Raw genomic sequence first — 13,271 nt, forward strand, 5'->3', positions numbered from 1 at the left:
TTACCGTAGTAACCGGGTAAGAATGCCCTGTGGCCGTCGCGGTGAGAGGCGGCTTCAGCGGACAGAACAGGACTTGGCTGCGATGATGCAACGACTAAGGAATTCGCCGATCTGGGTGCGCCTGATTTTGGCTATCGGGAGCTTGCTGATCGCCGTCGGTACCACTCTGGTGCTTTGGGTCTCGGCGGAGCAGGAGCGAATGGCAATCAGCCAGTCGCATGATTTCGCAGAAACCATCAACCAGATGACGATGGCCACGCTGGTGTTCATGAAGAGCACCAAGACGATGAAGAAGCGGGCGATCTATCTCGATCAGGTGAAGAAATCCTCGGGGCTGACCGACATGCGGGTCGTTCGCGCCGAGCCCGTCATCAACCAGTTTGGCGACGGCGACGAAGACGAAATGAACGTCGGGCCCGATGAAAAGGCTGCAATCGAGAGCGGCCAGCCGTTCTTTGAAGTCCGCGACGACCCCGCCAAGGGCAAGATCCTCAAAGCTGTCTTTCCCCACACGAATCGTAAGAGCTACCTCGGCAAGGACTGCACGGAATGCCACGACGAGCCGCCCGAAGGCGTCGTGCTGGGCGCCGTGACGATGGAGGTGTCGCTCAACAGCATGGCTGCCGGCGTCTCTGCCGCGCGCACCAAACTCATCGGCGGCACGGTCGCCGCCCTCGGCCTGATGATCGTGCTGATCTTCGTGTTTCTGCAGGCGGTTGTGGCCCGTCCCTTGGGAGTGCTTTCGAGCCGCCTGCGCGACATCGCTGATGGCGAAGGCGATCTGACGCAGCGCCTGCCTGTTGCCGCGTTGGACGAAGTCGGCCAGGCCGCGACCTACTTCAACCGCATGATGGAGAAGCTTCAGGACGTGATCCGGAAGATTTCCACCTCTGCCGACCAGGTATCCGGCGCGGCCAGCGACCTGCAGCGCGGCACGACGGAAATTCGCGCCGGGGCCGGAGAGCAGTCCGAGAAATCGGCATCGGCGGCGTCGGCTGTCGAGGAGATGGCGGCGAGCATCATGTCGGTCGCGCAGGCCAGCGGCGAAGTGGCGGAGCTTGCCCGCAACAGCCTGGCGCGAGCCGAAAGTGGCAATACGGACGTCGTCGAGCTGACCGGCAGGCTCTCCGAGGTGGACGCCGCCGTCGGAAAGATGACGCACACGGCGGGCGACTTCATCGAGAAGACGAGCGCGATCACGAACCTGACGGCCCGCGTCAAGGAGATCGCCGATCAGACCAATCTGCTTGCCTTGAACGCCGCGATCGAGGCAGCACGCGCGGGCGAGCACGGGCGAGGCTTCGCGGTGGTCGCCGACGAAGTGCGGAAGCTCGCCGAGAAATCCACACGGTCGGCGAGCGACATCGACGATGTCACGAACAGTCTTAATGCGGGATCGGAAGAGGTGCGAGCGGCGATCACCCAGGGATCGCTTGCCCTCATCCAGATTCGCGAGTCGATGCAGCGTGTTTCCGATGCCTTGCAAAGCAATATGGATTCGGCGACCCGCGTCGCCGACGGCATGACGAGCATCGCCACCGCCACCGAGGAGCAGATGCAGGCAAGCGGTCTTGCTGCGAGCAGCGTCGAGATGATCGCCGGTCTTGCACAAAAGGCCAGCACCTCGATTGACGGAGTCGCCAGCGCGACGGAAAGCCTCGAGCATCTGGCCGCCGATCTGCGCGACGAAATTCGCCGCTTCCGCGTTTAACAAGACGTTGCACGGATGCAACGATGGCCCCTTGCTACTCGGGTCCGTATAAGAAACAATTCGATACATAGGGGCATTCGGTAGCTCGGAGCCCAACAAGGAGTTGAAATGAAAAGGTTTGGTGTCATTGCCCTGGCAATGGCGGCGGCAGTCCACAGCCTGCCCGCCGCCGCGATGGACGCGGATGCTGCGGACAAGCTGGTGCGCAAAAGCAAGTGTCTGACCTGTCACGCGGTCGACAAGAAGAAGGATGGTCCGTCGTTCAAGGAATCGGCGGAAAAGTACCGCGGCAAGCCCGAAGCAATGGACAAGCTCACCAAGCACGTCACCGTACCGAGCAAGGTGAAGGTCGACGGCAAGGAAGAGGATCACGAGACGCTGAAGACCGACGATCCAGCGGCGGTCAAGAATGTCGTGGAGTGGATTTTGTCTCGCTGAGATCCGCGGCGCTTCGCCGCGAGCGCGGAGCAAGGGGCTGAATAGGCGAAGGTCTGGCTGTCGGGCGTGAGTCCGACGGGCATGGAATCGGGGCTGACGTAGCGAGGGATGCGCGACGTCAGCCCTTTTATTGCAGTAAAAAGGGGAGAAGCACATGAAGTTGAAACTGAACAGCGTTCGCGACTGGATGCTGAAATCGCTCGCGGGGGTAGCGCTGCTTGCCTGCGTGAGCGTCGGGTCCGTCGAGGCCCGCGAAGTGAAGGATAGCGTCCAGGCCGGCGACGCCGTCTGTACGCGTTGCCACGACGAAGGGGAAGCCAAGCCCATCCTGTCGATCGGGAAGACCCGCCATGGCACGATGGCCGACCCGAAAGCCGGCACCTGTACCAGCTGTCACGGCGATAGCCCGACCCACATCAACAAGCCCTCGGACGTGACCGAGCGTCCGAAGCCCACCGTGAACTTCGGCAAGAAGTCCACGACCCCGGTTGCCGAGCGCAACAAGGCCTGTCTGAGCTGCCACCAGGGCGGCGTGAACATGCACTGGCAGTCCGGCCCCCATGCGGCGGCCGACCTCGAATGCGCGTCCTGTCACCGCATCCACTCCGCGCAGGATCCGGTGCGCGAGCGTGCGACGCAGCCCGAAGTTTGCTTCAGCTGCCACAAGGAGCAGCGCGTTCTCGTGAACCGCCAATCCCACCATCCGATCAAGGAAGGGACGGTTGTGTGTTCCGATTGTCACAACGTGCACGGCACCGCCGGTCCGAAGCTGATGAACCGCGACAGCGTGGTGCAGACCTGCTACCAATGCCACATGGAAAAGCGCGGCCCGTTCATCCGGACTCATCAGCCGGTGACCGAGGACTGCACGATCTGCCATAACCCGCACGGCTCGAACGTCGCCAACCTGCTCAAATCCCGTCCGCCCTTCCTCTGCCAACAGTGCCACGAACCGGGCAGCCACCAGGGCAACATCGCTTCACTGACTTTCCCCGGTACCCCCATTCCGCAAACCAACAACACCTTGGCTCGCGGTTGCCTGAACTGCCATACGCAGATTCACGGTTCGAATAATCCGGTTAACGCCGGCAACGAGCGGACGTTCCGCCGTTGATATGGGAGGGAGAATGAACATGAAGAACCGTGCAATTGACACGACCCTCCGCCTTTCGGCCGTTGCCGCGGCGCTGGCTGCCGTGTTCCCGCTGCAGTCGATGGCGGCTGACGAAGTCGACGACATGACGATGCTGACCCGTCCGGAAAGCAGTGTCCGGCTGGGTGTCGGCTATGTCGACCAGGACAACCACAACTTCGGCCAGTACCGCGCATTGCAGGACAGCGGTCTATACGGCCTGGTCGATATGGACATCGTGCGGCGTGACGATGCGACCGGCACCTGGTACAAGCTGCGTGGTCGCAATCTCGGCTTGGACACCCGCGAGCTCGGGCTCGTGTATGGACCGCAGGGCAACTGGAAACTCTCGCTCGACTATCGCGAAATTCCGCGATACAGCCAGTACACGATCAACACCGGGCTGCAGGGTATCGGGTCGAACAACCTGAACGTATCGTCGGCCAACAAGCGCGATGTGATTCTCGACACCAAGCGCGAGAAGATCGCGCTCGGCTTTGAAAAGAACCTCGGCGAGAACTGGAGCACGACTTTCCGCTTCACGAACGAGGAGAAGGACGGCGCGCGTCTCTGGGGCCGTGGGACGAGTTTTGGAGCCGGAGCCGCCAACCGCTGGTTCAACTTCCTCGCCGAGCCGATCGACAGCCGAATCACGACGTGGGAAGCCAAGATCGCCTTCACCGACGCGAAGCTGCAGTTGGCCGGCGGCTACTATGGTTCGCAGTATTCGAATCACAATACGGCTCTCAACATCACCGGAGGCGGAGCAGGCTTCAACACCATCGCGCCCGGCGTGGTTCCGCTCAACCCGATGGCTCTCCCTCCGAGCAATCAGGCGCACCAGTTCTACGTGGACGGCGGGTACAACTTCACCGATACCACGCGCGCGTCGTTCAAGCTTGCTCAGACGATAGCGACTCAGAACGACGACTTTATCGATAATCCGCCGGGTGTCGTTGATACGGTGACGACCGGGAACATTTCCGGCCGGACTCGACTCGGCGGACATGTTGATACGACGCTGGCGTTCGTCGGTCTGAGCACCCGTCCGACGCCTAAGCTCTCGCTGATTGCCAACCTGCGCTACGAGGATCGTGACGACAAGACGCCTTCCTTCAAGTACATCGATGCTCCGGTAAGCGCCATCAGTCACGACGGCACCAACGAAGTACGCTCCTATCAGACGCAGCAGGGCAAGGTCGAAGCGAATTACCTCCTCGGCAGCGGTTACCGTCTGGTTGCCGGCTTCGAGGACGAGGAGAAGAAGCGCAACACTTCTGCCGTACGCGTCGTCAGCCACCGGGAGTCGACCGACGAGGCTTCCTGGAAGCTCGAACTTCGCCGCGCGATGTCTGAGACCCTGAATGGGGCCGTTGCCTACATCCATAGCGACCGGAACGGCTCGGATTTCCTGGTCAATCGTTTCCTGAACGGAGCGGTGTCGCGGAATTTCATCGCGCCGATCCATCTGGCCGATCGCGATCGCGAGAAGGTCCGCCTGAGCGCAGACTGGACGCCGGTCGAGTCGCTCAATCTTCAAGTCGTGGCGGAAGATACACGTGACGATTACGCCGCACGTATCGACCTTGGTCTCGGCGCACGCAAGGGCAGTTCGACGCTGTACTCGCTCGATGCAACGTACTCGCTCGATGAGTCGTCGAAGCTGAACGCCTGGGCGACCCGCGCCGACACGCGTTCGAAGCAGGCGACCGCAGCCGGAGCAACGCCTGTTCCGGCTGCAGGGCAAACCGAACTGACGGTAGCCCAACTGGCGACCCTCAACATCTGGACTGCTGCGTTGCGTAACCGCACCGATGCCTTCGGTATCGGCGGTGACGCGAAGGTGAGCGAGAAGCTGCAGGTCGGTGCAACCCTGGAGTTCTCGTACGATAAGGCGGAATACCTGCTGGCGAATGAGCAGGGCACGACCGGCGCTCGCGATCTGCCGGACATCAAGTACCGGACGACGACCCTGCGCCTGTTCAGCCAGTATGCGCTGCGCAAGAACGCTGGCCTGCGTTTCGACTACATCTACGATCGCCGCCTCGCAGACGACTGGACGTGGAAGACCTGGCAGTATCTATCCAACACCGCCGCAGGCGATGGCACGACGATCCGCCAGGATCCGTCGCAGACGGTGAACTTCGTCGGGGTCTCCGCCTACTACAAGTGGTGGTAATGCCGAGACCGGTTTGACCGGTCGCATCAATTGAAAACGCCGTTCGGTTTGCCCCGAACGGCGTTTTTTCTTCCTGTTCGAGAAGGTCGCTAGAGAGTGGGGAAAACGTCGAAGTCGCCGTTCTTCGGCATCTCGCCGGCAGACACTTCGACGCGCTCGACGCACGCCATCGACGGCCCGCGGTGCGCCCAGGCAATGAAAGCGTCGACGCTCGACGCCGGACCGGCAACTAGTGCCTCCACCGCACCGCTGCGACGGTTCCGAACCCAGCCGCGGAGTCCCAGTCGCACGCCTTCGGCCTGCGCGCTGGCTCGATAGCCGACCCCTTGTACGAGGCCGTGAATCATCACGAGTCGTGCGACGGCGGTAGCTTCAGGCATAGGAGAGCTCCGGCTCGAGTTCGTCCGCGCGTTGGGCGCGGAACAGTGCGTCGGTGATGTTGCCCGCGAGGCGGGCGCGACCAAGGGTTTCCGCGAAGCCGGACCGTTCGATGATGGATGCCGGCTGCGAATTCAGGTCGCACAGGATCAGTTCTGCGCCGCGTTTCTGCAGGTTGCGGTGCAGCGTCTGCAGGATGTCGAGGCCGGCCGTGTCGATGTTGGTGACCTTTTCCATGTCGAGAATGACCGCGTCGGGATGGCCGTCCTGCATCAGCAGCAGGTTCTCCAGCTTGTTCGCCGCTCCAAAAAAGAGGCTGCCGAAGACGCGGTAGGCAATGATTCGGGTTCCGTCCTCCCGCGCCAACGCATCCACTCCATAATAGTCTTCAAGCGGGATCCTTTCGATGCGCGTCAGATCCGACATGCGATAGATGAAGAACAGGCTCGCGAGCACCAACCCGAGTTCGACTGCGTGTCAAACAGCCTCCTCAATCCCTCGGTATGCAGCGACGATTGCTGGCCAACGCAGGATAGTCGAGCGGGTGCTGTGCGCTGCTGCACGAGCCAGCGCTTGGAGGAGTGAGGGGCATCTGCGCTGCGAGCCTACTTCACGCGCATGCCTGCAGTCGCGCCGTTGTCCGGCGAGAGAATGTAGAGCCCGCCGGTCTTGCCGTCGGGGTCGGAGGCAGCCAGCACCATCCCTTCACTCATGCCGAATTTCATCTTGCGCGGCGCGAGGTTGGCGACCATGACCGTGAGCCGACCGACGAGCGTCGCCGGATCGTAGGCCGACTTGATGCCGGCAAAGACTTGGCGCGGCTTTTCTTCGCCGATATCCAGTTGCAGACGGATCAACTTGTCGGCGCCCTCTACATGCTCGGCACTGACGATCTTTGCGATACGCAGATCGACCTTCGTGAAGTCGTCGATTGAGATATGCGACATCGCGGTCTCCGCCGCCTGCACCTCGTGCTGTTGCTTCTCGGCATGACGCTGCTGTGAACTCGCCTCCTTGGTTTCGACTGTCGCAGGCGCGAGCGACTCACGATTTGCTTCGAGCAGCGCGTCGACCTGCTTCCGTTCGACGCGCGTCATCAGATGAGCGTATGCGTTAATCGAATGTCCCGCGGGCAGCGCAGCCCAGCCTTCCTGCCACGACAACGGCTCGATCGCTAGGAATGCTTCGACCTTCGCCGCGAGTGCCGGCAATACCGGCTTGAGGTAGCGCGTCAGATCGCGGAAGAGCGTCAGCGCGGTGCTGCAAACGACATGAAGTCGCGCTTCCTGGCCTTCCAGCTTGGCGAGCTCCCAGGGTTTGTTGTCGTTCACATACTGGTTCGCGAGGTCCGCCAGATGCATGATCTCGCGCATCGCCCGACCGTAGTCGCGCTCCTCGTAGGCTTGCGCGATCGCGCCGGATTCAAACGCCTCCTTGAAGGCCGCGGTCGCTGCCACGTCGCTCGAACCCAGTTTGCCGTCGAAGCGCTTGCTGATGAAGCCCGCGCAGCGACTCGCAATGTTGACGTATTTGCCGACGAGATCCGAATTCACCTTCGCAATCATGTCGTCGAGGTTGAGATCGACGTCCTCCATCGTGCCGTTCGACTTGGTCGCGAAGTAGTAGCGCAGCCACTCGGCGTTCAGCCCTTGATCGACGTAGGAGCGCGCAGTGATGAAAGTGCCGCGGCTCTTGCTCATCTTTGCCCCGTCGACAGTCAGGAAACCGTTCACGCACAATTGCGTCGGCGTCCGGTAACCCGCGAATTCGAGCATTGCAGGCCAGAAGAGGGCGTGGAAGTACAGGATGTCCTTGCCGATGAAGTGCACCATCTCGGTGCCAGCGGCGCCCGCGCGAGCCGGATCGACGAAATCATCGACGACGATGTCGCCGCGCTTGTCGGCGAGGTTGCGGAAGCTCGCGAGGTAGCCGATCGGTGCGTCGAGCCAGACATAGAAGTACTTGCCGGCAGCATCCGGAATCTCGAACCCGAAATAGGGCGCGTCGCGCGAAATGTCCCAGTCCGACAGCGTGTTCTCACCGTCGCTGGTCGTTTCGTCGCCCAGCCATTCCTTCATCTTGTTCGCCGCTTCCGCCTGCAGACGCCGAGTGCCGCTGGCACTCGTGCCGCGCGTCCATTCGCGCAGGAAGGCCACCGCGCGCGGGTCGGACAGCCGGAAGAAGTAATGTTCCGACGTCTTCAGCACCGGCTTTGCACCGGAAACCGCCGAGTAAGGGTTCTTCAGTTCCGTCGGCGCGTAGGCGGCACCGCAGACTTCGCAGTTGTCGCCGTACTGGTCCGCTGCACCGCACTTGGGGCATTCGCCCTTGATGAAACGGTCCGGCAGGAACATTTCCTTGACCGGGTCGTAGAACTGCTCGATCGCGCGCGTGTCGATGAAGCCCGCCTTCTGCAAACGCGCGTAGACATCCTCGGCATAGCTGCGGTTTTCCGGGCTGTGCGTGCTGTGGTAGTTGTCGAATGCGACGCCGAAATCGGTGAAGTCGCGCAGGTGCTGGCCATGAACTCGCCCAATCAGCGTCTCGGGCGTGATTCCTTCCTTTTCGGCACGCAGCATGATCGGCGTGCCGTGGGTGTCGTCCGCGCAGACGTAATGCACCATGTTCCCGCGCATGCGCTGATAGCGCACCCAGACGTCGCCCTGGATGTAGCCGACCAGATGGCCGAGGTGGATGTCGCCGTTGGCGTAGGGCAGTGCGTTCGTAACGAGGATATTCCGGGGCATGGCTAGTCTGCGAGAGCGAAAACGCGATTTTAACAAAGCCGCGGCCCCAGTTCGTGGCGCGAGGTGTCTTCAAGGCGGTTATTTGAACGGACGCACGACAATTTCGATGCGCCGATTCCTGGCGCGACCCGTTTCGTTGCCGTTGTCTGCGATCGGTTCCGCTTCGCCGCGACCGTCAGCGACGAGGCGGGAGAGGGCGATTCCGCGCGTCCTAATATACTCGACCACCGCTTCGGCTCGCCGGATCGATAATTGCAGGTTGTAGGTTTCGCTGCCGAGGCTGTCGGTATGTCCGATCACGACGATCTCAGTCTCCGCCGTTACCGCCAGGACGGACGCGATCTTGTCGAGCGTCGTCCTGAGTCCGGCTTTCGGTGCGGCCTCGTCACGTGCAAAGGCATCGGCGCCTGGCACGAGGATTCGCAGTTGCTGTTCGTCGGAGGCTGCCGCAAGCGATAAGTCCGCGCGCCCGCCAAGCGCGCTTTTGATCCGGTCTCGTTCGGCCGGCCAATCGACCTTCGGTGTCGGTAGCGTGACGTGTCCGGCGTTATCGACCGCTGCTGCGGGACGGGGCGCGGCGGGGGGCGTGGCGCAGGCGGAAAGAGTCGCGATCAGCGCGCAGGCTGCCAAGGCCGCAAGTCGGGGCATGCTCGTGTACTTCCTGCAAGGAGCGTGAATTTTCGGGACCGCGATTTTACCGTTTCGTCGGCATACGGATGCCCCTTTTTCCGTTAAGGATGAGTGCCGGCGCGCCCTTAGGTATGATGCATGTCACTGCCCCAGGAGCGGGGCCCGACCGTCAAGGATTGTTCGCCATGAGTCTGACCCCCGAGTCAATCGCCGAAGCCCTCAAAGCCGTCATCGACCCCAACACCGGCAAGGACCTCGTTTCGACACGTTGTATCCGCAATATCTCCGTCGCTGGCGGCAAAGTCAGTTTCGAGGTCGAGTTGGGGTATCCGGCGCGGACGCAGTACACGGCGATCCGGGACATGGTCTCCGCCGTCGTCGCGGCGCTGCCGGGCGTCGAGCGTGTCGACGCGCACGTGACCAGCAAGATCGTCGCCCACGCCGTGCAGCAGGGCGTGAAATTGCTGCCTGGCGTCAAGAACATCATCGCTGTCGCTTCCGGCAAGGGTGGGGTGGGCAAGAGCACCACCGCTGCAAACCTGGCCCTGGCACTCGCGGCGGAAGGCGCGCGAGTCGGCATTCTGGACGCCGACATCTATGGTCCCTCGCAACCGCAGATGCTGGGTATCGGCGACCAGCGTCCGCAATCGCTCGACGGAAAGACCATGGAACCGCTCGAGGCCCACGGCCTGCAGACGATGTCCATCGGTTTCCTGGTCGACGTCGAGACTCCGATGGTCTGGCGCGGCCCGATGGCGACGCAGGCCCTGACCCAGTTGTTGCGCGAAACCAACTGGAAGGACCTGGACTACCTCGTCGTCGACATGCCCCCGGGGACTGGCGACATCCAACTCACGCTGTCGCAGAACGTGCCGCTGACCGGTGCAGTGATCGTCACGACGCCGCAGGACATTGCGCTCCTCGACGCGCGCAAGGGCATCAAGATGTTCGAAAAGGTCGGCGTGCCGATCGTCGGCGTGATCGAGAACATGAGCGTCCACATCTGCTCGAATTGCGGTCACGAGGAGCCGATCTTCGGTACCGGCGGCGGGGCGAAGCTTTGTTCCGATTACAATATTCCCTTCCTCGGAGCGCTTCCTCTGGACCTGAAGATCCGGCAGGAAACCGATGCCGGAGCGCCGACGGCCGTATCCGATCCCGACAGCCGCATCGCAGGCATCTATCGCGAAATCGCCCGCAAGGTCGCCGTCCGCGTCGCCGAGAAGGCCAAGGACATGACCCACAAGTTCCCCAACATTGTCATCAAGAACACCTGATGGACAGGCGCCGCTCGATTTGTGCTTTTGATCCGGCGGCGCATGCCCTAAACTACGCGGATTTTTCGCGTCCGGTCGCTCCGGGCAGGTTCACGAGGAATCCGCACTCCATGTCCATCAAGTCCGACAAGTGGATCCGCCGTATGGCGGAGCAGCACGGGATGATCGAGCCTTTCGCCCCCGAGCTGGTGCGCCAGAACGACGGCGGCAAGATCGTCTCATACGGTACGTCCAGCTATGGTTACGATGTCCGTTGCGCCAACGAATTCAAGATCTTCACCAACATCAACTCGACGATCGTCGACCCGAAGGATTTCGACGCACGCAACTTCGTCGATTTCGTCGGCGATGTCTGCATCATTCCGCCGAACTCCTTTGCGCTCGCGCGGACTGTCGAATATTTCCGCATCCCGCGCAGCGTGCTGACCGTGTGCCTCGGCAAGTCCACCTATGCGCGCTGCGGCATCATCGTCAACGTCACCCCGCTCGAACCCGAGTGGGAAGGCCACGTGACCCTGGAATTCTCGAACACCACCCCCTTGCCCGCGAAAATCTACGCGAATGAAGGGATTGCGCAGATGCTCTTTTTCGAGTCCGATGAGGAGTGCGCCACCTCCTATCGCGACCGGGGCGGCAAGTATCTCGGCCAGACCGGCGTCACGCTGCCGAAGATCTGATCGATCTGTCGAACCGCCGGGGTGCGGAGGCAATGATCAACGGGGCCGTCTGACGGCCCTTTGTGCTTTCCGGCGAGCCGGGAGCAACCATGATGCGGGCGAAGCCCGTTGCCGCAAGGCAAGCAGTTGGAGAACACTGGGATGCGCTTTCACTTTCCGATCATCATCATCGACGAGGACTTCCGCTCGGAAAATACCAGCGGCCTCGGTATCCGCGCATTGGCCCAGGCCATTGAAGACGAAGCGATGGAGGTGCTCGGGGTCACGAGCTACGGCGACCTGAGATCTTTCGCGCAGCAGCAGAGTCGGGCCTCCGCCTTCATCCTGTCGATCGACGACGAAGAGTTCTCCTCGCCGGAAGCCGCCGACAAGGCGATCGCCGACCTGCGCGCCTTCGTCGAAGAGATCCGCTTCCGCAACGCCGACATCCCGATCTTCCTGCACGGCGAAACGCGCACCAGCCGCCACATCCCGAACGATGTGCTGCGCGAGATGCACGGCTTCATCCACATGTTCGAGGATACGCCGGAGTTCATCGCCCGCTACGTCGTGCGCGAAGCGAAGAACTACCTCGAAAGCCTGCCGCCGCCGTTCTTCCGCGCGCTGACGCACTACGCTGCGGACGGCTCCTATTCGTGGCACTGCCCGGGCCACTCCGGCGGCGTCGCCTTCCTGAAGAGCCCGGTCGGCCAAATGTTCCACCAGTTCTTCGGTGAGAACATGCTGCGCGCGGACGTCTGCAACGCCGTCGAAGAACTCGGTCAACTGCTCGATCACACCGGCCCGGTCGCCGCATCCGAGCGAAACGCCGCGCGAATCTTCAACTGCGATCACCTGTATTTCGTCACCAACGGCACCTCGACCTCGAACAAGATGGTGTGGCACACCACCGTTGCGCCCGGCGATATCGTCGTCGTCGACCGCAACTGCCACAAGTCGATCCTCCATTCGATCATCATGACGGGCGCGATACCGGTGTTCCTGACACCGACCCGCAACCACTACGGCATCATCGGCCCGATTCCGCTCGCCGAATTCAGCACCGAAGCAATCCAGAGGAAGATTGCGGCCAATCCGTTCGCCCGCGATGCCGTGAACAAGAAGCCGCGCATCCTGACGATCACCCAGTCGACCTATGACGGCGTCGTCTACAATGTCGAGACCATCAAGGAGATGCTCGACGGCGAAATCGACACGCTGCACTTCGACGAAGCCTGGCTGCCGCACGCCGCCTTCCATGATTTCTACGGGGACTACCACGCGATCGGTGCCGACCGTCCGCGTTGCGAAAAGTCGATGATCTTCTCGACCCAGTCCACGCACAAGCTGCTCGCCGGCCTGTCGCAGGCGTCTCAGATCCTCGTGCAGGATTCCCTGACGCGCAAGCTGGATCGCGACATCTTCAACGAGGCTTACCTGATGCACACCTCCACGTCACCGCAGTACGCGATCATCGCGTCGTGTGACGTCGCCGCTGCGATGATGGAGCCTCCTGCGGGCACTGCCCTGGTCGAGGAATCGCTATCCGAAGCGGTCGAATTCCGTCGCGCCATGCGTAAGGTCGATGCCGAGTTCGGCGACGAGGACTGGTGGTTCCAGGTGTGGGGGCCCGACTATTTGCCCGAAGAGGGCATCGGCGATCGCGAAGACTGGATGCTGCAAGCGGGCGACCGGTGGCACGGCTTCGGCGATCTCGCGCCGGGCTTCAATATGCTGGACCCGATCAAGGCGACGATCATCACCCCGGGCCTCGACGTGGACGGCGATTTCGCCGACACGGGTATCCCGGCCGGCATCTTGACCCGCTACCTGGCCGAACACGGGATCATCGTCGAGAAGACCGGACTCTACTCGTTCTTCATCATGTTCACGATCGGCATCACCAAGGGGCGCTGGAACACCCTCGTGACCGAACTGCAGCAATTCAAGGACGACTACGACCGCAATCAACCGCTATGGCGCGTGATGCCGGAGTTCATCGCCAAGCACCCCCGCTACGAAAAGGTCGGCCTGAAGGACCTTTGCGGTCAGATCCACAGCTTCTACAAGGCCAACGACGTCGCGCGCCTGACGACTGAGATGTACCTCTCGGACATGGTTCC

The 13,271-nt window shown here is 61.9% G+C and carries 10 protein-coding genes and 1 pseudogene; 7 read left to right on the forward strand and 4 right to left on the reverse strand.

Features of this window, described 5'->3' with window-relative positions; genetic code table 11:
• The first annotated feature begins 82 nt into the window (after positions 1-82).
• The 4 genes from VJ673_RS11740 to VJ673_RS11755 all read left to right on the forward strand — a co-directional run bounded on the left by VJ673_RS11740 (position 83) and on the right by VJ673_RS11755 (position 5,460).
• The gene (locus VJ673_RS11740; protein WP_324126296.1) at positions 83-1,711 is read left to right on the forward strand and encodes a methyl-accepting chemotaxis protein; all 1,629 of its coding nucleotides are present in this window, start codon (positions 83-85) and stop codon (positions 1,709-1,711) included.
• Positions 1,712-1,819: 108 nt separating this feature from the next.
• On the forward strand, positions 1,820-2,149 hold the full coding sequence (locus tag VJ673_RS11745) for a c-type cytochrome (protein WP_324126288.1): 330 nt from the start codon (positions 1,820-1,822) through the stop codon (positions 2,147-2,149).
• Positions 2,150-2,303: 154 nt separating this feature from the next.
• On the forward strand, positions 2,304-3,263 hold the full coding sequence (locus VJ673_RS11750; RefSeq protein ID WP_324126289.1) for a DmsE family decaheme c-type cytochrome: 960 nt from the start codon (positions 2,304-2,306) through the stop codon (positions 3,261-3,263).
• A 19-nt stretch (positions 3,264-3,282) separates the two neighbouring features.
• On the forward strand, positions 3,283-5,460 hold the full coding sequence (locus VJ673_RS11755; RefSeq protein ID WP_324126290.1) for an MtrB/PioB family decaheme-associated outer membrane protein: 2,178 nt from the start codon (positions 3,283-3,285) through the stop codon (positions 5,458-5,460).
• Positions 5,461-5,549: 89 nt separating this feature from the next.
• On the opposite strand, the gene VJ673_RS11760 is transcribed toward VJ673_RS11755, so the two are convergent.
• From VJ673_RS11760 to VJ673_RS11775, 4 genes and pseudogenes are all read right to left on the reverse strand, one after another.
• On the reverse strand, positions 5,550-5,840 hold the full coding sequence (locus VJ673_RS11760) for an acylphosphatase (protein ID WP_324126291.1): 291 nt from the start codon (positions 5,838-5,840) through the stop codon (positions 5,550-5,552).
• Positions 5,833-6,312: pseudogene (locus tag VJ673_RS11765) on the reverse strand (STAS domain-containing protein); the annotation flags it as partial. The gene VJ673_RS11760 and the pseudogene VJ673_RS11765, both read right to left, overlap by 8 nt.
• Positions 6,313-6,443: 131 nt before the next feature.
• Complete coding sequence (metG, locus tag VJ673_RS11770) at positions 6,444-8,585, reverse strand: methionine--tRNA ligase (protein WP_324126292.1); 2,142 nt, start codon at positions 8,583-8,585, stop codon at positions 6,444-6,446.
• 78 nt (positions 8,586-8,663) lie between these two features.
• Entirely contained in the window at positions 8,664-9,233 is a 570-nt protein-coding gene (locus VJ673_RS11775; protein WP_324126293.1) for an OmpA family protein, read from the reverse strand.
• 167 nt (positions 9,234-9,400) lie between these two features.
• Here VJ673_RS11775 and apbC point away from each other — a divergent pair, with 167 nt between their 5' ends.
• From apbC to VJ673_RS11790, 3 genes are all read left to right on the forward strand, one after another.
• Positions 9,401-10,492, forward strand: coding sequence for an iron-sulfur cluster carrier protein ApbC (gene apbC, locus VJ673_RS11780; protein WP_324126294.1), 1,092 nt, complete (start codon positions 9,401-9,403; stop codon positions 10,490-10,492).
• A gap of 110 nt (positions 10,493-10,602) precedes the next feature.
• A complete protein-coding gene (dcd, locus tag VJ673_RS11785) occupies positions 10,603-11,169 on the forward strand; it encodes a dCTP deaminase (protein WP_015434927.1) in 567 nt (188 codons plus the stop codon).
• Between the two features lie 141 nt (positions 11,170-11,310).
• On the forward strand, positions 11,311-13,271 hold a 1,961-nt coding region (locus VJ673_RS11790; protein ID WP_324126295.1), incomplete at its 3' end, for an Orn/Lys/Arg decarboxylase N-terminal domain-containing protein.

It is taken from the genome of Aromatoleum sp. (assembly GCF_035254505.1).
GTDB lineage: Bacteria > Pseudomonadota > Gammaproteobacteria > Burkholderiales > Rhodocyclaceae > Aromatoleum.